The sequence below is a fragment of the Cupriavidus ulmosensis genome (assembly GCF_977008105.1).
On sequence record NZ_CDRMWP010000001.1, the window covers coordinates 659109 to 677100 of the forward strand.

Annotated in this window: 20 protein-coding genes and 1 other RNA gene; 12 read left to right on the forward strand and 9 right to left on the reverse strand. The window is 69.5% G+C overall.

All coding sequences use genetic code 11. From position 1 onward, the window contains the following. Window positions 1-6: 6 nt before the first annotated feature. Window positions 7-837, forward strand: coding sequence for a DUF3025 domain-containing protein (locus ACWTPI_RS02930; protein WP_454730925.1), 831 nt, complete (start codon window positions 7-9; stop codon window positions 835-837). Between the two features lie 59 nt (window positions 838-896). Further along, window positions 897-1237, forward strand: an RNA gene (gene rnpB, locus ACWTPI_RS02935) — RNase P RNA component class A. A gap of 106 nt (window positions 1238-1343) precedes the next feature. Here the strand turns inward: rnpB and ACWTPI_RS02940 are convergent. Beyond that, window positions 1344-1766, reverse strand: coding sequence for an OsmC family protein (locus ACWTPI_RS02940; RefSeq protein WP_029043648.1), 423 nt, complete (start codon window positions 1764-1766; stop codon window positions 1344-1346). A gap of 761 nt (window positions 1767-2527) precedes the next feature. Here ACWTPI_RS02940 and rplM point away from each other — a divergent pair. From rplM to erpA, 5 genes are all read left to right on the forward strand, one after another. Beyond that, a complete protein-coding gene (gene rplM, locus ACWTPI_RS02945) occupies window positions 2528-2956 on the forward strand; it encodes a 50S ribosomal protein L13 (RefSeq protein ID WP_011296658.1) in 429 nt (142 codons plus the stop codon). 11 nt (window positions 2957-2967) lie between these two features. Continuing rightward, on the forward strand, window positions 2968-3360 hold the full coding sequence (gene rpsI, locus ACWTPI_RS02950) for a 30S ribosomal protein S9 (RefSeq protein ID WP_017226024.1): 393 nt from the start codon (window positions 2968-2970) through the stop codon (window positions 3358-3360). Between the two features lie 229 nt (window positions 3361-3589). Further along, window positions 3590-4333 (forward strand): DUF6776 family protein, encoded by a 744-nt coding sequence (locus ACWTPI_RS02955; protein ID WP_029043649.1) that lies wholly within the window; start codon window positions 3590-3592, stop codon window positions 4331-4333. A 42-nt stretch (window positions 4334-4375) separates the two neighbouring features. Continuing rightward, on the forward strand, window positions 4376-4855 hold the full coding sequence (locus tag ACWTPI_RS02960; protein WP_454730926.1) for a bactofilin family protein: 480 nt from the start codon (window positions 4376-4378) through the stop codon (window positions 4853-4855). A gap of 110 nt (window positions 4856-4965) precedes the next feature. After that, complete coding sequence (gene erpA, locus ACWTPI_RS02965; RefSeq protein ID WP_029043650.1) at window positions 4966-5334, forward strand: iron-sulfur cluster insertion protein ErpA; 369 nt, start codon at window positions 4966-4968, stop codon at window positions 5332-5334. Window positions 5335-5440: 106 nt separating this feature from the next. Here the strand turns inward: erpA and ACWTPI_RS02970 are convergent, their stop codons facing one another. Continuing rightward, window positions 5441-6274, reverse strand: a complete 834-nt coding sequence (locus ACWTPI_RS02970) for a phytanoyl-CoA dioxygenase family protein (RefSeq protein ID WP_454730927.1) — start codon at window positions 6272-6274, stop codon at window positions 5441-5443. Window positions 6275-6375: 101 nt separating this feature from the next. On the opposite strand from ACWTPI_RS02970, the gene ACWTPI_RS02975 reads away from it, so the two are divergent. After that, window positions 6376-7290, forward strand: a complete 915-nt coding sequence (locus ACWTPI_RS02975) for a LysR substrate-binding domain-containing protein (RefSeq protein WP_454730928.1) — start codon at window positions 6376-6378, stop codon at window positions 7288-7290. Between the two features lie 39 nt (window positions 7291-7329). On the opposite strand, the gene ACWTPI_RS02980 is transcribed toward ACWTPI_RS02975, so the two are convergent. After that, window positions 7330-8490 (reverse strand): anhydro-N-acetylmuramic acid kinase, encoded by a 1161-nt coding sequence (locus tag ACWTPI_RS02980; RefSeq protein WP_454730929.1) that lies wholly within the window; start codon window positions 8488-8490, stop codon window positions 7330-7332. 6 nt (window positions 8491-8496) lie between these two features. Next, window positions 8497-9885, reverse strand: a complete 1389-nt coding sequence (locus ACWTPI_RS02985; RefSeq protein WP_454730930.1) for a M23 family metallopeptidase — start codon at window positions 9883-9885, stop codon at window positions 8497-8499. Window positions 9886-10110: 225 nt separating this feature from the next. Between ACWTPI_RS02985 and tyrS the strand changes: the two genes are divergently transcribed. The 4 genes from tyrS (at window position 10111) to ACWTPI_RS03005 (ending at window position 13353) form a co-directional block, all read left to right on the forward strand. Next, a complete protein-coding gene (tyrS, locus tag ACWTPI_RS02990) occupies window positions 10111-11352 on the forward strand; it encodes a tyrosine--tRNA ligase (RefSeq protein ID WP_059410485.1) in 1242 nt (413 codons plus the stop codon). Window positions 11353-11371: 19 nt separating this feature from the next. Then, on the forward strand, window positions 11372-11833 hold the full coding sequence (gene dtd / locus ACWTPI_RS02995) for a D-aminoacyl-tRNA deacylase (protein WP_020203195.1): 462 nt from the start codon (window positions 11372-11374) through the stop codon (window positions 11831-11833). 61 nt (window positions 11834-11894) lie between these two features. Then, on the forward strand, window positions 11895-12551 hold the full coding sequence (locus ACWTPI_RS03000) for a YbhB/YbcL family Raf kinase inhibitor-like protein (protein ID WP_454730931.1): 657 nt from the start codon (window positions 11895-11897) through the stop codon (window positions 12549-12551). Between the two features lie 127 nt (window positions 12552-12678). Next, a complete protein-coding gene (locus ACWTPI_RS03005) occupies window positions 12679-13353 on the forward strand; it encodes a histidine phosphatase family protein (RefSeq protein WP_454730932.1) in 675 nt (224 codons plus the stop codon). Window positions 13354-13374: 21 nt separating this feature from the next. Here the strand turns inward: ACWTPI_RS03005 and ACWTPI_RS03010 are convergent, their stop codons facing one another. The 5 genes from ACWTPI_RS03010 to ACWTPI_RS03030 form a co-directional block, all read right to left on the reverse strand. Beyond that, a complete protein-coding gene (locus ACWTPI_RS03010) occupies window positions 13375-14100 on the reverse strand; it encodes a queuosine precursor transporter (protein ID WP_020203198.1) in 726 nt (241 codons plus the stop codon). Window positions 14101-14200: 100 nt separating this feature from the next. Further along, the gene (locus tag ACWTPI_RS03015; RefSeq protein ID WP_059410488.1) at window positions 14201-14788 is read right to left on the reverse strand and encodes a BPSL1445 family SYLF domain-containing lipoprotein; all 588 of its coding nucleotides are present in this window, start codon (window positions 14786-14788) and stop codon (window positions 14201-14203) included. A 199-nt stretch (window positions 14789-14987) separates the two neighbouring features. Continuing rightward, window positions 14988-16043 carry a Holliday junction branch migration DNA helicase RuvB gene (gene ruvB, locus ACWTPI_RS03020; RefSeq protein ID WP_454730933.1) on the reverse strand — a complete coding sequence of 352 codons (1056 nt, stop codon included), beginning with the start codon at window positions 16041-16043 and terminating at the stop codon, window positions 14988-14990. An 81-nt stretch (window positions 16044-16124) separates the two neighbouring features. After that, a complete protein-coding gene (gene ruvA / locus ACWTPI_RS03025; protein WP_020203202.1) occupies window positions 16125-16706 on the reverse strand; it encodes a Holliday junction branch migration protein RuvA in 582 nt (193 codons plus the stop codon). Between the two features lie 57 nt (window positions 16707-16763). Then, a complete protein-coding gene (locus tag ACWTPI_RS03030; RefSeq protein WP_454730934.1) occupies window positions 16764-17954 on the reverse strand; it encodes a glycerophosphodiester phosphodiesterase in 1191 nt (396 codons plus the stop codon). Between the last annotated feature and the right edge of the window lie 38 nt (window positions 17955-17992).

Below are 17992 nucleotides of genomic sequence, written 5' to 3' on the forward strand. Positions count from 1 at the left end.
GCGGCCGTGACGCAGCAGCGGGGCGGCACGCCGCCCGTGGCCGGCGCCGTGGCGGAGATCGACTGGACGCGGCCCTGGTACAAACCGTTCGCACGGGTCGGCGCGGCGCTGGCCGGCGCGCTGCAAGCCGGCGCCGACCTGCGCGCCGCGCTCTGCGAGCTCAGCGCGCGGCAAGGCCTGCGCAACGCGCGCGGCCTGCCGCTGCGCTTCGTGCCGCAGGCCGAGCTTCCTGCCGGCACCGCCTACGAGGCCCATATCTTCGCCACCGGCGCGGTGCCCACGCGCGACAACCTGCACGACGTCTTCAACGCGCTGGTCTGGCTGCATTTCCCCCAGGCCAAGCGCGCGCTGAACCGGCTCCAGGCCGAGACGATCGCCGCCGCCGGCGTGCAGCCGCGCCGCGGCGCCCTGCGCGACGCCGCCACCTTGTTCGACGAGAACGCCATCCTGTTCCTGAGCACGGACGGCAGGCTGGAAAGCGCGTTGCGCGGTTTCGGCTGGCACACGCTGTTCGTGGCGCGGCGCGCGGACTGGGAGGCAGCCGGCTGCGCCGTGGTGCCGTTCGGCCACGCGCTGCTGGAAAAGCTGGCGCGGCCCTACAAGGCCCTGACCGCGCACGCGTGGCCGCTGGCCTTGCCGCCCGCGGCGGGCGGCGAGTTGCCCGGCACGCTCGATGCGGCCGTGGCCGCCTCGCTCGAACGCCGCGCGCTGTCGAGCCGCGATTTCGCGCCGCTGCCCGTGCTGGGCATCCCGGGCTGGTGCGATGCCAACCGCGATCCGGACTTCTACGCGGATGCCGCCGTGTTCCGTCCGGGCCGGCGCGCCGCGGCGGCCTAGCGCCCGGGCCGCGCGCGCCAGGCCGGGCCGGGGCCAAACGGTGTTAGACTGCGGGCCGCAAAGCAGGACAGACAATCGCTGCTTGCATCGCAAGGTGCAAGGGGAGGAAAGTCCGGACTCCACAGGGCAGGGTGTTGGCTAACAGCCATCCACGGCAACGTGCGGAATAGGGCCACAGAGACGAGTCTTGCCGCCGAGTTCGCTCGGCGGCAAGGGTGAAACGCGGTAACCTCCACCTGGAGCAATCCCAAATAGGCAGGCATCGAGGCGGCCCGCTGAGCCTGCGGGTAGGGAGCTGGAGCCGGCCGGTAACGGCCGGCCTAGAGGAATGGTTGTCACGCGCCGCCGGCCGCAAGGCGGGTGGCGCGCACAGAATCCGGCTTATCGGCCTGCTTTGCTTCCCGATTCTTCCGTCCCGGCCGGCGCGCATTGCGCGTCGCATGCCGCCCGGGACAATGGAAGGTGCGGCCGCCATGCCGGTCCGCGCCCATCCTCGCGCTTACCGCTTACCCTTCCACGATCTCCACCGTGTGCGTGATCTCGGCCGTCTTGGCCAGCATGATCGACGCCGAGCAGTACTTGTCGTGCGACAGCTGGATGGCGCGCTCGACCGTGCTGGCATTGAGGTTGCGGCCCGTCACGGTGAAATGGAAATTGATGCGCGTGAACACCTTCGGGTCTTCGCCGGCGCGCTCGGCTTCCAGCTTCACGCTGCAGCCGCGCACGTCCTGCCGGCCGCGCTTCAGGATCAGCACGACGTCATAGGCGGTGCAGCCGCCGGTGCCCAGCAACACCATTTCCATCGGCCGCGGCGCCAGGTCGTGGCCGCCGCCCTCGCGCGCACCGTCCATCGCGACCACGTGGCCGCTGCCGGTCTCGGCCACGAAGGTCATGCCGTCGCCGCCCATCCAAGTTACTTTGCATTCCATTTTGTTCGATCCTGCGCTTTGGTGAGTGCGTATCCGATCACGAACACGCGATTTCGAAACTTGATTTTTTAGTATATGCCACTTGCCAATGTGTGGTCAGGACGCATCAGATCCGGCTCAAGACTGAGGGTTTCCTCTAAGATGACGGTTTGATGACAGGCGAAATCGGTCATAAGTATTTGATTCTATTGATTAATGCACTATGTTTTTGCCGTGTCGCAATTTTTTACAATGCAAAACGCCATTCCGCACTGCAAATTTTCTTGCGCCGGAAGGGCGCTCATGTATAATTTCAATCATTGAACGACGGCATGCAGGACTCGCCAGAGTGCGAAAGCGAACTTCCCGGTTCGCCGGCCGCACCGCCAGCCAGGCCCCGTCGCTCTCCAGGTGTCTCCTCCACCCTCCTCCTTTGGTGGATTCAAACCCAAGCTCATGGCTTGGGTTTTTTTTCGCCTTCCCGCACCCGTCTACCTCCCGCCGGCATCCGGCCGCGCCCATCGAAGTGCCGCCGCCGTCGCCCGGCACATGCCGTCTTGACGCGGAGCCCAGACTTTGCTTGTGCCTGCGCCAAAAACGACAGTATAATCGAGGGCTTTTCCGTCATGCCCGCGGAAAAGGAATTCAGGGAGAGCCTGCACATACAAGCAGGAGAAGGCCAGGTCCCGAGGACCGGCCGACGGCGCCAGCACCGATCAGCGATCACAAGCAAGGCGGTGCGCGTCACGTTACGGGCAGTTCTACAAGTCTCAGGAAAAATCATGAAGACCTTTTCCGCCAAGCCTGCAGAGGTAAAGCGCGACTGGTACGTGATTGACGCGACGGACAAAGTCCTCGGCCGTGTTGCCAGCGAAGTGGCACGCCGACTGCGCGGCAAGCACAAGCCGGAATTTACTCCGCACGTCGACACGGGTGATTACATCATCATCGTCAACGCAGCCAAGCTGCGTGTCACGGGTACCAAGGAAACGGACAAGAAGTACTATCGCCATTCGGGCTACCCGGGCGGTATCTACGAAACGACGTTCGGCAAGATGCAGCAGCGTTTCCCGGGCCGTGCCCTGGAAAAGGCTGTGAAGGGCATGCTGCCCAAGGGCCCGCTGGGCTATGCGATGATCAAGAAGCTGAAGGTGTACGCCGAAGCCGAGCATCCGCATGAAGCGCAGCAGCCTAAGGCGCTGGAAATCTAAGGGGGCCATCCATGATCGGAAACTGGAATTACGGTACCGGCCGCCGCAAAAGCGCTGTGGCTCGTGTCTTCATCAAGTCGGGCAAGGGCGACATCATCGTCAACGGCAAGCCCATCAATGAGTATTTCGCTCGCGAAACCTCGCTGATGATCGTGCGCCAGCCGCTCGAACTGACCGCCAACGCACAGACCTTCGACATCAAGGTCAACGTGACCGGCGGCGGCGAAACCGGCCAGGCCGGCGCGGTTCGCCATGGCATCACCCGCGCGCTGATCGACTACGACGCGACCCTGAAGCCCACGCTGTCCAAGGCTGGCTTCGTCACGCGCGATGCGCGCGAAGTGGAACGCAAGAAGGTCGGTTTCCACAAGGCACGTCGCCGCAAGCAGTTCTCGAAGCGCTGATCGTGTCCGGCAGGTCCGGTTCACCGGATCTGGCCGAGCCAGAAAGACCGCACGGTTCGCCGTGCGGTTTTTTTTTGCCGGCCGGCCGTGCCACCCGCGCCGACCCCGGCGCGAGGCAGGTGTCACGCGCGCTTTATAATGCCAATGCCTCTTCCCGGATACAATTCCGGCACTTCCCGCCCGGAGAACCTCAGATGACCCAACCGCCAGCGCGGCCCCGGCGCAGCGCATGAAATACCGCCTGCTGCGTCCGCGTCGCGCGCCGATGTCGCGGCCGCTGGCCGTGCGCTCGCACCGGCCGTGGCCGGTGCGCGTGCTGGGCGGGGCGCTGGTGGCCGCGCTGGTGGCGGCGGTGGCGGGAGGGGCGTATTACGCCGGCCGGCGCGCGGTTGGCGCGGCGGGGCCGGACATGGCGGCGCAGAACAGGGCGCTGCGCGGGCAGGTGGCGGCGGTTTCGGCCGAGCGCGACCGCCTGCAGGCCGCGGCCAATACCGCCGACGCGCAGTTGCAGATGGCGCGCGGCGCGCAGCGCGGGCTGGCGCAGCAGCTCAAGACGGCGGAGGGCGAGGTTGCCCAGCTCCAGGAAGACCTGGCGTTCTTCGAGAGCCTGCTGCCCGCCAGTGGCAATACCTCGGGCATCCACGTGCGCAGCTTCCGGGTCAGCGTTGATGAAGCTGACACACAAAAGATGCACTATCGGTTACTTGTCATGCAGGGCGGCTCGAAGGCGTTCTCGTCCCTGCCCGAGTTTCGCGGTGAGTTACAGTTGGTGGCTTCGCTGGTGCGGGACGGCCAGCCCGTCACCTTGAACCTGGGCGAGGACCAGGCCGGCGCGCTGCCGGACCTGCGCCTCACGCACTACCAGCGCATCGAGGGGACGTTCGCGCTGCCCGCAGGCGCCGCGGTGCAGGCGGTGACGGTACGAATTTTGCAGAACGGTCAGTTACGCGCGACCCAGACGGCCCTGCCGTAAGGCCGCCGCGGCCGGCAACTCCAGAGAGGGGCAAAAGGACCTATGTTTTTTTCCAAGAAGAAGGGCCTGGCGATCGATACGCTGATCGGCCAGCACACCGTGATCCAGGGCGACCTCACGTTCTCGGGCGGCCTGCGCCTGGACGGCCGCGTGCGCGGCAACGTGACGGCGCTGGCCGAGCAGTCGAGCATGCTGGTCATCAGCGAGAAAGGCGTGGTCGAGGGCGAGGTCCGCGTCGGCCACCTGATCCTCAACGGCACCGTGACCGGCCCCGTCCACGCGGCCGAGCTGCTGGAACTGCAGCCGCACGCGCGCGTGTACGGCGAGGTGCACTACGCGGCGCTGGAAATGCACCAGGGCGCGCTGGTCGAAGGGCGGCTGGTGCCGCTCGGCACCGGCGAGCCCAAGGCGCTGCCCAACCTGTCGCTGGCCAGCGGCGCGGCGGACGCTTCGGATGCCGCCGATGTTGCGGATGTTGCGGACGTTGCGGATGCGGCCGGGGATGCGCAGAAAACCGCCTGATGGCGCACGCGCGGCGGGCCGGCGGCGGCAGAAGCCCTTGAAGTTGCGGGGTTTCGGCACGATCTTCCCGATGCGCTTAGAATACAGGCGTATCTAAACAGGAGAACCCCATGAACGCAGTCGCAGAGGCACCCGTTACCGAGGACATGCCGGCTCCGTTTGTCTTTACCGACAGCGCTGCCGACAAGGTCAAGCAGTTGATCGAGGAAGAGGGCAATGCCGACCTGAAACTGCGCGTCTTCGTGCAGGGCGGCGGCTGTTCCGGCTTCCAGTACGGCTTCACCTTCGATGAAGACGTCAACGAGGACGACACCACCCTCAACAAGAACGGCGTCACGCTGCTGATCGACTCGATGAGCTACCAGTACCTGGTGGGCGCCGAGATCGACTACAAGGAAGACATCAACGGCGCGCAGTTCGTGATCAAGAATCCCAACGCCACCACCACCTGCGGCTGCGGTTCTTCGTTCTCGGTCTGACGAACGCCCGACCGGCCAGCAGTAAAAAAGCGCACTTCGGTGCGCTTTTTGTTTTCATGCACCCGGCATGGGCCGCCGTCCCGTACCAGCACGAGGCGCGGCCGATCTACGAAGGCCGGCGCCACACCACCGGGAACCAGTCCTCGCGCATGCGCTCGCCGCTGGCCAGCCCGATGCCCGGGAACGGCGGCGAGGTCCGGCCCGGCCGCGCGAGGTAGCGCACGTCGTCGCCGAGGAAGCGCGCCGAGAACGCGCGGCGCCGGCCGCTGCCGGTATTGCCGGCGGCGCCGTGCACGGTGCGGAAGTCGAACACCACCGCGTCGCCGGGCTCCAGCTCCGGCACCAGGATCGCGTGGCTGCCGTCTTCCACGTCGGGCATCTCCATGAACAGGTCGTCGCCGGCGTAGAAATTCTCGTTGCTGGCCCAGCGCTTGGGCCGCACCAGCCGCGGCCAGCGGTGCGAGCCGAGCACCACGCGCAAGGTGTTGGCGCGGGTGACGGGGTCGAGCGGAATCCAGTAGCTCGCGGTCTGCAGTCCTTCCACGCAGTAATAGGGCAGGTCCTGGTGCCAGGGCGTGGGCTTGGCCGTGCCCGGCTCCTTGACCAGGATGTGCTCGTGGAAGATCTGCACGGCGTCGGCCCCCATCAGCCGCCCGGCGATCTCCGCCGCCGGCGAGCGGCGGATGAAGTCGGCGAACGGCGCGATGCGCTGCCAGTTGCAGTAGTCCTCGAAGAAGCGCCCGCGCTCGCCGCCGCCGACGTTCTCGATCGCGAACGGACCGGGCTGCGCGAGATTCTGCTCGAAGCCATCGCGCAGCGCGGCCACCCAGCCGGCGAAGGCGCCGCGCAGCACCAGCGCGCCGTCGCGCTGGTAGGTTTCGATGTCGGCCGGCGAGAGGGCGGCCGGGAGGGCGGCCGAGGGGGCTGGCGAGAGGGTCACGATGGTCCTTTCCGGCTGGCGTGGGGCGGGGATGGAGCGAGTATCGCGGCTGCCTGGGGATAGGAAAAGCATATATTTCCTATGCTGTAGTATTGGAAATCATGATTGGTTTCTCCTTCCGCCAGCTCGAATACTTCGTGGCCGCCGCCGAGCACGGCAGCATCAGCGCCGCCGCGCGGGCGCGCCATGTGTCGCAGCCGTCGGTGTCGCTGGCGATCGCGCAGCTCGAGGAAACGCTCGGCGAGACGCTGTTCCGCCGCCAGGTCAGCCGCGGGCTGGAACTGACGCCGGCCGGCCAGCAACTGCTCGGCCGCGCGCGCGACATCCTGGCGCTGGCCGCGGGCCTGGGCGCCGGCGGCGCGCACGGGGCCGCCGGGCGCGGCCTGCGCGGGCAGCTTTCGCTGACGTGCTTCCAGGATCTCGGCGCCTACTATGCGCCGCGCCTGCTGGCCGGCTTTCGCCGCCGGCATCCGGAGGTCTCGGTGACGCTGTTCGAGGCGGACCTGGCGACGGTGCACCGCACGCTGGCCGCCGGCAAGGCGGAGCTGGCGCTGACCTACGATCTCGGCTTCGACCAGCGCATCGCGCGCTGGGTGGTGGCGCGGCTGGCGCCCTATGCGCTATTGCCGGCGGGCCACGCGCGCGCCGGGCAGGCGGACGTCAGCCTGGCCGAACTGGCCTCGGAGCGGCTGATCCTGGAGGACATCGCGCAGACGCGCGAGTATTTCCTGTCGCTGTTCTGGGCCCACGGCCTGCGCCCGCAGCTGCACCAGTACACGCAGACCTTCGAGATGCAGCGCGGGCTGGTGGCGCATGGCTACGGCGTGGCGCTGTCGTGCACGCGCCCGGCCGGGGACCACAGCTACGACGGCGAGCCGATCGCCTGCCTGCCGCTGCGCGACGCGGTGGCGCCGCAGCGCGTGGTGCTGGCGCGCTCGCCGGCCATGCGGCCGTCGCCGGTGGCCGAGGCCTTCATCCAGTGGACATGCGAGGCCGGCCATGCGCAGCCGGCGTGAGGCCGTAGCGGCAAGAAGCGCCTTCTAGGAAGCGCCGTCTTAGCGCGGGTAGAGCGCGCCCAGCACGCGCGGGCCGGCCGCGCCGGTGACGGTCGGCACGTTGCCCGGCGCGCGCAGCAGCATCTGGCGCGCCAGCCATGCGAAGGCGATGCCTTCGACCTGCGAGACCGGCACGCCGAAGTCGTCCGAGCTTTGCACGGCCACGCCCGGCAGTGCGCGCGCCAGCAGCGCCATGACGAAGCCGTTGCGCGCGCCGCCGCCGCACACGATGAGCCGCGCGGCGCCGGGCGCGTGCGCGCGCACGTCGCGCGCGATGGCCTCGGCCGTGAGCGCGGCCAGCGTGGCCTGCACGTCGGCCGGCGCAAGCGCGGCGCCGTGGGCGGCGAGATGGCTTTCCAGCCAGGCCGGGTGGAACAGGTCGCGGCCGGTGCTCTTGGGCGGGGCCACGCTGAAATAGGGCTCGGCCAGCAGGCGCGCCAGCAGCGCGTGGTCGATGCTGCCGCTGGCGCCCCAGGCGCCGCCGGCGTCGAAGGCCTGGCCGTGGTGGCGCTCGATCCAGTAGTCGAGCAGCACGTTGCCGGGGCCGCAGTCGAAGCCGCTGACGGGAGCCTGGCCGCCCTGGCCGCCGGCGATGGCGGGCAGCACGCTGATGTTCGAGATGCCGCCGATGTTGCAGGCCACGCGCGTCTCGCCGGCGGCGCCGAACAGCGCCTGGTGCAGCGCCGGCACCAGCGGCGCGCCCTGGCCGCCGGCGGCCACATCGCGGCTGCGGAAATCCGCCACCACGTCGATGCCGCACAGCTCGGCCAGCAGCGCGGGCTGCTGGCTCTGGCGCGTGTAGCCGGTGCCGTCGTAGAGGCCGGGCCGGTGGCGGATGGTCTGCCCGTGCGCGCCCACGGCCGCGATCGCCGCCGCCGCCAGCCCCGAGTCGCGCAGCAGCGACGCCACGCAGCCGGCGTAGACGCGCGCCAGCCCGTTGGCGGCCAGCGCCTCGCGGTGGATCTCGTCGGCGCCGGGCTGCTGGAGCGCGGCGAAGGCCTCGCGCAGCTCGGCCGGGAAGGGCTGGTGCGCCGCCGCCAGCACCGCCGGCCGCGCGCCGGAGAAATCGACCAGCACGCCGTCGGCGCCGTCCATGCTGGTGCCGGACATGATGCCGATGAAGCGGTCGGAGGCGGACGGCGGGGACGCGGAGGTCGGCATGCTGGCTCAGTTGTTGATGGAGGCCACGTTGTAGGTGCGCAGCGCGTTGATGCGGCTGAGCAGCTCGCTGGAGTAGGCGAGGAACTGCTGGCGCGCCGGCCCGGTCAGCGCCGGCGTGTCCAGCGCGGCGATGGCCAGCGGGTTGAGCGGCACGTCGTTGACGCGGAACTCGTAGTGCAGGTGCGGCCCGGTGGCCCAGCCGGTCTGGCCGACGTAGCCGATGACCTGCCCCTGCGACACATGCTGGCCGCGCTGCATGCCGGCAAAGCCGGACAGGTGCGCGTAGTAGGTGGCGTAGCCGCTGTGGTGCCGGAGGATGACGATGTTGCCGTAGCCGTTCTGCTGGCCGACGAATTCCACCTCGCCGTCGCCGGTGGCCATCACCTTGGTGCCGGTCGGCGCGGCGAAGTCCACGCCCTTGTGCTGCGCCCAGTTGTGATGCAGCGGATGGTTGCGCCCGCCGAAGCCGGACGACACCCGCGAGAACTCCACCGGCGAGCGCAGGAACGGCCGCTTCATGCTGCGCCCGTCGAAGGTGTAGTAGGCGCCCTGGGCGCCCTGCGCGCCGCCGTCGGGCGCGTACCACAGCGCCTGGTGCAGCTGGTTGTGGTTGATCAGCTCGACCGCCACCACGCGGCCGTTGCGCACGAAGGCGGCGTCGCGGTAGCCCGCCTCGTAGACGATGCGGAAGCGGTCGCCGGCGGTGATGTCGTGGTGGAAGTCGATGACGCCGGAGAAGATCGAGATCATCTGCGCGACCACGTCGTCGGGCACGTCGGCGTCGTCCATGGCCTTGAAGAAGCCGCCCGCGGCGATGGCGCCGGACAGCATCTCGTAGTGCACGTCGTTCTTCACCGACTGCACGCGCGCCTTGTAGGCCGGCGTGGCGGCGTCGCCGGCGCGCTCGATCACCAGCTCGCGCGAGGACTGCGCGTCGCCGCCGAGGTTGGCCTGCAGCGACACCAGCAGGTTGTCCTGGTCGACCTCGGCCTGCACGTTCTGGCCCGGCTCGAGCGCGAACAGGCCACGCGCGGTGGCGTTGCCGCGGATGAAGGCCTGCGCGTCGGGATCGTCGATGCCGAGCCGCTTGAGCAGCGTGGCGATGGTGTCGCCGCGCAGCATGCGCGCCTCGCGCACGAAGGTGGCGTCGGTTTCGGTAAGTTGCTCGAGCTGGTCGCGCAGGTCGGGCAGCCGGATGGTTTCCCGGATGCGCGGCGCAAGGGGGTCGTCGTAGGCGTTGCGCGGCGCCACGCCCATGGCGGCCGCCATGCCAAGCGTAAACACCGTGCCGACCGCCGCCGTGAGCTGCTTGCGCCGGCGCGCGTGCAGGGCGTTGGTCGGATCGACGAGAACCACCAGCTCACGCGCGAAAACTTCGCGGAGTCTGGACCACATCACGTAAAATTCACTCTTTGGTTCGGGCTGCGCTGCCGCGACGATCTGCTTCGTCTGCCTTCCTCCCCCGAGGTGCGGCGCGTGCCATATTGGTTTGCCGCCGTAGAATGGCGGTTGGCCAACGGGAGCGTCCCGCCGGCACAAGAAGCGCGGATTATACCAAATGCGGCCGCTGGCTGTTTTTCGTACGCGTCTGAATTCTCATGTTTTTCAAAGACTTACGTCATGACTGAAGTTTCCTCCGGCGCCGCCACCTCCTACCCCCTCACGCCTACCGTGATGCACGCCCTGGAGGTGTCCAAGCGCGGCTGCGACGAACTGCTGGTCGAGTCCGAGTGGCTGGCCAAGCTCGCGCGCAGCGAGGCGACCGGCGTGCCGCTGCGCATCAAGCTGGGCCTGGACCCGACCGCGCCCGACATCCACATCGGCCACACCGTGGTGCTCAACAAGCTGCGCCAGCTGCAGGACCTCGGCCACCAGGTCATCTTCCTGATCGGCGACTTCACCTCCACCATCGGCGATCCGTCCGGGCGCAACGCCACGCGCCCCCCGCTCACGCGCGAGCAGATCGAGGCCAACGCCCAGACCTACTACCGCCAGGCCAGCCTGGTGCTCGACCCGGACCGCACCGAGATCCGCTACAACAGCGAATGGTGCGACCCGCTCGGCGCGCGCGGCATGATCGAGCTGGCGGCCAAGTACACCGTGGCGCGCATGATGGAGCGCGACGACTTCACCAAGCGGTTCCGTTCTGGGATTCCGATTTCGGTCCATGAGTTCCTCTACCCGCTGATGCAGGGCTACGATTCGGTCGCGCTCAAGGCCGACCTCGAGCTCGGCGGCACTGACCAGAAGTTCAACCTGCTGGTCGGGCGCGAGCTGCAGAAGGAGTACGGCCAGGAGCAGCAGTGCATCCTGACCATGCCGCTGCTGGTCGGCCTGGACGGCGTGGAGAAGATGTCCAAGTCCAAGGGCAACTACGTCGGCGTGACCGAGGCCCCGAGCGACATGTTCGGCAAGCTGATGAGCATCTCCGACGACCTGATGTGGCAGTACTTCGAGCTGCTGTCGTTCCGCCCGCTGAGCGAGATCGACCTGATGAAGCAGGAGATCGCGCTGGGCCGCAACCCGCGCGACTGCAAGGTGCTGCTCGGCCAGGAGATCGTCGCGCGCTTCCACAGCGCGGCCGACGCCGAGCGCGCGCTGGAAGACTTCAACCACCGCGCGCGCGGCGGCGTGCCCGACGACATCCCGGCGGTCAGCCTGTCCGGCGCGCCGCTGGGCATCGCGCAGCTGCTCAAGCAGGCCAACCTGGTGCCGTCCACCTCCGAGGCCAACCGCAACATCGAGCAGGGCGGCGTCAAGATCGACGGCGCCGTGGTCAGCGACAAGGCGCTCAAGGTCGAGGCCGGCAGCTACGTCGTGCAGGTCGGCAAGCGCCGCTTCGCGCGCGTGACGCTGGCGTGAGCGCGCGCCGGAGCCGTCCATGATCGCGCTGATCCAGCGGGTCTCGCAGGCCCGCGTCACGGTCGAAGGCCGCACCACCGGCGAAATCGGCGCCGGCCTGCTGGCGCTGGTGTGCGCCGAGCGCGGCGACACCGAAGCCCAGGCCGAGCGCCTGCTGGCCAAGCTGCTGTCCTACCGCGTGTTCTCCGACGCCAACGGCAAGATGAACCTGCCGGTGCAGGACATCGACGGCCGCGGCACGCGCGGCGGCCTGCTGGTGGTGTCGCAGTTCACGCTGGCGGCCGACACCAACAGCGGCACCCGCCCGAGCTTCACCCCGGCCGCCGCGCCGGCCGACGGCGAGCGTCTCTACAACCATTTCGTGCAGCGCGCCCGCGCCGCGCACGGCGAGGTCCAGACCGGCGAATTCGGCGCCATGATGCAGGTCAGCCTGGTCAACGACGGCCCGGTGACCTTCTGGCTGCGCGTGCCGCCGGCCTGAGTCCGCCGACCCTCACATTGGCCGCGCCGCGCGCGGCGCCCAAATCAGCAAGGAGAGATACATGAAGATCTGGAGCAAGGCATTCGGCGACAACGGTCCCATCCCGGTCGATTTCGCTTTCGGCGCGATGGATCCCGCCACCCACGTGGCGCTGTCGGGCAACCGCAATCCCGACCTGCACTGGGACGAGGCGCCGGCCGCCACGCGCTCGTTCGTGCTGATCTGCCACGACCCGGACGTGCCGAGCCGCGGCGACGACGTCAATCAGGAAGGCCGCGAAGTGCCGGCCTCGCTGCCGCGCGTGGACTTCTTCCACTGGGTGCTGGTCGACATCCCGCCTGGCCTGCGCTCGATCTCCGCCGGCAGCCACAGCGACGGCGTGATCGCGCGCGGCAAGCCCGGCCCCGAGGCCACCGGCGGCACCGCGGCGGCGGGCGGCCTGCGCCACGGCCTCAACGACTACACCGGCTGGTTCGCCGGCGACCCCGACATGAAGGGCGACTACTACGGCTACGACGGCCCCTGCCCGCCGTGGAACGACACCCTGCTGCACCACTACGTGTTCACCGTCTACGCGCTCGACGTCGACCGCCTGCCGCTCGACGGCACCTTCACCGGCGCGCAGGTGCGCGAGGCGATCCGCGGCCACGTGCTGGCGCAGGCGGCGATCACCGGCACCTACACGCTGAACCCGCAGCTGTCCGGCCCGGCGCAATAGGCTGCGACAGGCCACAACGGGCCACGACAGGCCGCGCGAGGCCGTGCGCGGCCGCGGACCCCGCCGGCCATGCCGGCAGGGTCCGCGAAGGGTCGCAGGCAAACGCAAGGAAGAGAAAGGAAACGGCATGTCGCAATTGCCCGGGCCGCATTCGCTGGCCTTCACCCACCTGATCCTGATCCGCCACGGCGAGACCGCGTGGAACCGCGAGCGGCGCCTGCAGGGGCAGCTCGACATCCCGCTCAACGCCACCGGCGTGGCGCAGGCCGACGCGCTGGCGCAGGCGCTGTCCGGCGAGCCGATCGACGCGGTCTATGCCAGCGACCTGTCGCGCGCGATGCAGACCGCGGCGCCGCTGGCCGAGGCGCTCGGCATCACGGTGCGGCCCGACGCGCGGCTGCGCGAGCGCTGCTACGGCGCGCTCGAAGGCCGCACCTACGCGGAGGTGGCGGAGAATTCGCCCGAGGATTTCGCCCGCTGGCAGGCGCGCGTGCCGGACTACGCGCCGCAGGGCGGCGAATCGCTGCTGGCCTTCCACGAGCGCGCGGTGGAAGCCGCGCTGGCGCTGGCGCGCCGCCATCCGGGCGAGCGCATCGCGCTGGTCGCGCATGGCGGGGTGCTCGACTGCCTCTACCGGGAAGCCAACGACATGACGCTCGAAGCGCCGCGCCAGCACGAGCTGCTCAACGCCAGCATCAACCGGCTGCGCTGCGACAGTCAGCGCCTGACCGTGATGCAGTGGGCCGACGTGGCCCACCTGCAGGACCTGGCGCTCGACGAGGTGGACCGCCGCGTGCCCTAGCCTCGGGCATCACTGGCAGCGCTACACGCGCAGCCGGAACGGCGTGAAGTCGGTGTTGCGGTCGTACCAGTCCTCGCGCTCGGCGCGCTTGAGGAAACCCACCACCTTGTAGGTGACCGGCGTCATCACCACCTCCCAGCCGGTCTTCAGGATGTACTGGGCGATCGCCACCTGGATCACCTTCTCCAGCGGCCAGATGCCGTAGAACGCGATCACGTAGAACAGCGACGAGTCGACCAGCTCGCCGGCCAGCGTGGAGCCGATGGTGCGCGTCCACAGCCAGCGCCCCTCGGTCCACAGCTTCATCTTGGCCAGCACATAGCTGTTGGCGAAGCTGCCGCAGCAGAACGCGATCAGCGAGCCGAGCGCGATGCGCCAGGTGTTGCCGAACACGTCCTGCAGGCTTTTCTGGTAGTCGCTCATGAATGGCGCCACCGGCATCTTCAGCACCACCAGGCTCATGAACGTGGCGAAGGCCAGCGCGGCGAAGCCGGCCCACACCACGCGGCGATCGCGCCCGTAGCCGTAGACCTCGGTCAGCACGTCGCCGAAGATGTAGGAGATGGGGAAGAACAGCACGCCGGCGCCGAAGGTCACCGGGCCGATCAGCGGCAGCGTGACCTGGGCCGCCTTGGCCGCGCCGATCAGGTTGGAGCACAGCAGGACCGTGACGAACGCCACCATCACGAGATCGTAGTAGCGGTAGACGCGCCCGGTATGGCCGGGCGTGGCGTTCGATGTGGTCATGGCGGTTCCAGGGGCGGCGGTGTGGCGATTATGCCAGCCATGCCGCCGCCGTGTTCGCGCCGCGTCCGCCTCGCTCGCGCGCCGGGAGGCGCGCGCCGGACTACAGGTCCAGCTTGCCGATCTTGGAGCCGTCCAGCGAGATGTCGAACATCAGCCCGGCGTTGGTCTGCACGAAGCCGATCACCGGCTGCTGCGCGGTGTTGGTGTCGATCGAGCCGTTGGCGCCGATCTTGGCCAGCGCCACGCTGGCATCCGCGCCCACGGTCCAGCCGCTGCTGTTGAGGAACTTGCTGTAGGCGTCGGGCGTCATGAACATGATGATGACCGACTTGGACTGCCCGCCCGCGGTCAGGCCCACCGAGGCCGAGGTGGTGCGGTAGTAGCCCACCGGGGCGCCGCTGCGGCCACGCAACACGCCTTCGCCATATTCGCCGCCGATCACCAGCCCCGCCGACAGCACGCGCGGGAAGACCAGGATGCCCTGGGCGCGCGCGGCCAGCTCGCGCGCGCTGCTGGTGGTGCCGTAGAGCCGGTTGAGCGCGCCGTCGGCCCCCGCGTTGATCTCCTGCCGCTTGGCCGCTGCGTCGGTTGGCGCATTGGTGCCCGTGGTGGTGCAGCCCGCGGTGAAGGCGGTGGCCACGAGCAGGCCCGAGCCCGCCATCCGGGTCACAAACTGGCGTCGATTCATGTGCTCTCTCCTGTCAGGTACGAACGGGGCCGGCCGCCCGGCATGCGGCGCCAGGCCGGTACCGCCTCGCGGCGGCCGGAACTAAGCCATTGTGAACAGGCAGGCAGCCGCCAGCAACGCGCGACGAAAGAATTGTCTGCGGGCAACGAAAACATTTAACACGGGATACGCGGCACCGCGCGGCCGTCGCCGCCGCGCCTCAGGGCGCCGGCTCGGCCTCGCCGCCCGGCGCGGGCAGGCCGAAGTGCAGGTAGGCGGCGGCCGTGGCCATGCGCCCGCGCGGCGTGCGCTGCAGGTAGCCCTGCTGGATCAGGTACGGCTCCAGCACGTCCTCGATGGTGTCGCGCTCCTCGCCGATGGCCGCGGCGAGGTTGTCCACGCCGACCGGGCCGCCGCCGAACTTGTGCAGGATGGCCTCGAGCAGCTTGCGGTCCATCAGGTCGAAGCCGACCGCGTCCACGTCGAGCATGGCCAGCGCGGCATCGGCGGTGGTGCGCGTGATGGTGCCGTCGCTCTTGACCTCGGCGAAATCGCGCACGCGCCGCAGCAGGCGGTTGGCGATGCGCGGCGTGCCGCGCGCGCGGCGGGCGATCTCCAGCGCGCCGAGCGGGTCGATGCGGGCATTGAGCAATTGCGCCGAGCGGGTGACGATGCGCCCGAGCTCCTCGGCGGTGTAGAACTCCAGCCGCGCGACGATGCCGAAGCGGTCGCGCAGCGGGTTGGTCAGCATGCCGGCGCGCGTGGTGGCGCCGACCAGCGTGAACGGCTGCAGGTCCAGCTTGACCGAGCGCGCGGCCGGCCCCTCGCCGATCATGATGTCGATCTGGTAGTCCTCGAGCGCCGGGTACAGGATTTCCTCCACCACCGGCGAGAGGCGGTGGATCTCGTCGATGAAGAGGACGTCGTTGGCCTCGAGGTTGGTCAGCAGCGCGGCGAGGTCGCCCGGGCGCTCCAGCACCGGGCCGGAGGTCTGGCGCAGGTTCACGCCCATCTCGCGCGCGATGATGTGCGCCAGCGTGGTCTTGCCCAGGCCCGGCGGGCCGAACAGCAGCACGTGGTCGAGCGCCTCGCGGCGGTTGCGCGCGGCGTGCATGAAGATGTCGAGCTGGCCGCGCACCTTCTCCTGGCCGACGTATTCGTCGAGCAGCTTCGGGCGCAGCGCGCGCTCGAAGGCCTCCTCGCTGGGGGAGGCGGTGGTGGGGGCGATCACGCGGTCGCTGCCGCGGTCGGGGACCAGCTTGTCGGTTTCGATCATGGGTGTGCTACGGGCGAAGTGGCTCGATTGTAGCCCCTCCGGGCCGCGCTACCCGCGCCGGCCGCGCCTGCCCGCGGCCGCTCAGCCCTTGGAGAGCGACTTCAGCGCCAGCTTGATGCCGTCCGACACGCCGGTGCCGGCCGGCACCTGCTTGATGGCCAGCGCCGCTTCCTTCTCCGAGTAGCCCAGCGCCAGCAGCGCGTTGAGGATGTCGACGGCGTTGTCGTGTACCGGGGTGCTGCCCGGCGCGTGGCCGAGCTCGGCGCCGAGCTTGCCCTTGAGCTCGAGCAGCAGGCGCTCGGCGGTCTTCTTGCCGATGCCCGGCACGCGCGTCAGGCGCCCGGCCTCCTGCAGCGTGATGGCCTGCGCCAGCTCGCCGACCGACATGCCCGACAGCACGGCCAGCGCCATGCGCGCGCCGATGCCGGTGATCTTGATCAGCTCGCGGAACGCATTGCGCTCGGTGGCGGTGCCGAAGCCGTACAGCAGGTGCGCGTCCTCGCGCACGATCTGCTGGGTCAGCAGCGTGACCGGATGGCCCACCGCGGGCAGGTTGTAGAACGTGCTCATCGGCACGTCGATCTCGTAGCCGACGCCGTGGCAGTCGACCAGCAGGTGCGGGGGATTCTTCTCGATGAGGGTGCCGGCGATGCGTCCGATCATGGTGTCTGGTGTGTGCGGCGAAAGCGAAAGTGGGCGCCAGTGTAGCCGAGCGGCGGGTCAGCGTCCCAGGGTGTCGACGGCGCGGCGGCCCAGCGCCGGGTCGTCGGTGAAGACGCCGTCGACGCCGGCGGCCAGGAAGGCCTGCACCTCCCGCACCATGCCGTCCGGGCTGCGCGTGGCATCGTCGCCGCCGGTGCGCAGGCCGCGCGGCAGGAAGCTGTTCTCGGGGCGGAACGTGTACGGGTGCACCAGCAGCCCGGCGGCATGGGCGTTGCGCACCAGCGCGGTGGGCGCGCCGAGGCCGCCGCCGGCGTCGCGCGGCACCACGCTGGACTTCTCCGGCGCGATGCCGCCGGCATAGCTGGCCACCTCGCGCAGGCCGATGGGCGTCATCATGTCGGCGTAGGTGCGGGTGTCGCCGGCCAGGCGCCAGTCGGCGGGCCGGCCGCGCGCGCCGCCCATCAGCTGTACCAGCTTCACGTTCGGCATGCCGGCGCCCAGGCGCTGGCGCAGCTCGCGCAGGTTGCCGCTCTCGAACGACTGCACGTACACCGGCGCGCTGCGCGTATAGGCGTGCGCGCGCAGCGTGGCCACCAGCTTTTCCTCGAGCGGCAGGCCGATGCCGCGGAAATAGCTCGGGTGCTTGGTCTCGGGGTACAGGGCGATCACGCGGCCGCTGCGCCGCGAAGCGCTGGCCACCATGTCGATGATCTCGTCGAGGGTCGGGATCTCGAACTGGTCGTTGTACTGCGTGTTGGCGCGGCGCAGCTGCGGGATGCGCTCGCGCGCGCGCAGCGTCTTCAGTTCGGCCAGCGTGAAGTCCTCAGTGAACCAGCCGTCCAGGCGCTCGCCGTCGATCACCTTGATGCGCTTGCGGCCGGCGAACTGCGGCAGCGTGGAGACATTGGTGGTGCCGCCGATCTCGTTCTCGTGGCGGGCCACCAGCACGCCGTCACGCGTCGTCACGAGGTCCGGCTCGATGGCGTCGGCGCCGTCCTCGATGGCGCGCGCGTAGGATGCCAGCGTGTGTTCCGGGCGCAGCGCGCTGGCGCCGCGATGCCCGATCACCAGCGCCCTGGGCGCGGCCGGCGCCGGCGATGCGGCGGGAGCCGGCGCGGTGGCCACCGGCGGCGCGGCGCAGCCGGCCAGGACCGCGGCGGCCAGCGCGGGCAGCAGCGCGGCCAGGCATGGCAGGCGCGGGCGCGCGCAAGCGCGAAGGCGACGGAAGTCGGCGGGCAGGCGGAACATGGGCATCCTCGGGCGGGCAACCGTCCGATTGTAAGCGG